Below are 1,110 nucleotides of genomic sequence, written 5' to 3'. Positions count from 1 at the left end.
GCGTAGCTGGCGGCAAGACCTGCGGAGTGCTCGACCATCGGCGTCTTCATCAGGCCGGGCAGGATCGCGTTGACGCGGACATGATGGCGCGCGAACTCGATCGCGGTGGTGCGCGTCATCTGGTTCATCGCCGCCTTCGAGGCGCCGTAGGTGACGTATGAGATCCCCATGTGGCGGATCGAGGCGATCGAGGAGATGTTGATGATCGAGCCGCCGCCCTGCTTCACCATGACGGGAATGACGTGCTTCATGGCGAGATAGGCGCTCTTGAGGTTGACGTTGAAGACGCGGTCCCAGCTCTCCTCGCTCACCTCGACCACGCTGCCCATCTCGGCGATGCCGACATTGTTGTCGAGCACGTCAATGCGGCCATGGGCCTTCAGGCACGCCGCCACCATCGCCTCGATCTCGCTCGCCCGCGACACGTCGGCCGTGAACGCCGTGGCCCTGCCGCCCTCGCCGGTGATGATCTCTGCGGTCTCCTTGGCCGCCGCACCGTTGCGATCGACGCAGAACACCTGCGCCCCCTCGCGCGCGAAGGTCACCGCGGTCGCCTTGCCGTTGCCCCAGCCGGGCCCGATCGAGCCGGCCCCTACCACCATCGCCACCTTGCCCTTGAGCCGATCCATTGGGTTTCTCCTTTGTTGTTCTTCTTGTAGCCCGGATGAGCGAAGCGATATCCGGGGACAGGGGTCCCGCGTATCGTTCCGCTCATGCCGGCTACGGACTCGCGCAAATCTTCATCGTGGTGACGTTAGCACCGATGGGATGCCCGACAATCTCCGACAGCGTCCGGCACTTTCCGTCGTGGCACAGCCGCCATTCGCCGGCTGCGCCTGAATTGCCGAGCACGACCTCCTGCATGGCGGCTCGTTGCGGGCGCCATTGAAACCAGCCGTCGACCAGCCGCGCCTCGGGCGGCGGCTCCATGCCGGGGCCGGTGCCCTTGACGCGGGCCTGCACCAGTTCGAGCCCGGCAGGCGTCACGCGCCAGTCCTCCTGCCATTCGACCTTCGCGATCGAATGCGTCCAGCTGAGCGTGAACGCCGACAGAGCCAGCGCCTTCACGCCCGCTGCCGTTGCCAGGCAGAGGCTCACACCGCCTCGACC

The 1,110-nt window shown here is 66.2% G+C and carries 2 protein-coding genes; both read right to left on the bottom strand.

The features are described 5' to 3' along the window. Window positions 1-629, bottom strand: a 629-nt coding sequence (locus JHD07_RS19395; protein WP_291624749.1) for an SDR family NAD(P)-dependent oxidoreductase, incomplete at its 3' end; no start/stop codon positions are given. Window positions 630-720: 91 nt separating this feature from the next. Beyond that, window positions 721-1,110: DUF1850 domain-containing protein (locus tag JHD07_RS19390; RefSeq protein ID WP_291624748.1), on the bottom strand; the 390-nt coding region annotated here is incomplete at its 5' end.

Source organism: Bradyrhizobium sp., from assembly GCF_016462955.1.
Lineage (GTDB): Bacteria > Pseudomonadota > Alphaproteobacteria > Rhizobiales > Xanthobacteraceae > Bradyrhizobium.
The sequence above is the reverse complement of the archived record's forward strand: the minus strand, read 5'-3'. Positions and strand labels throughout refer to the sequence as shown.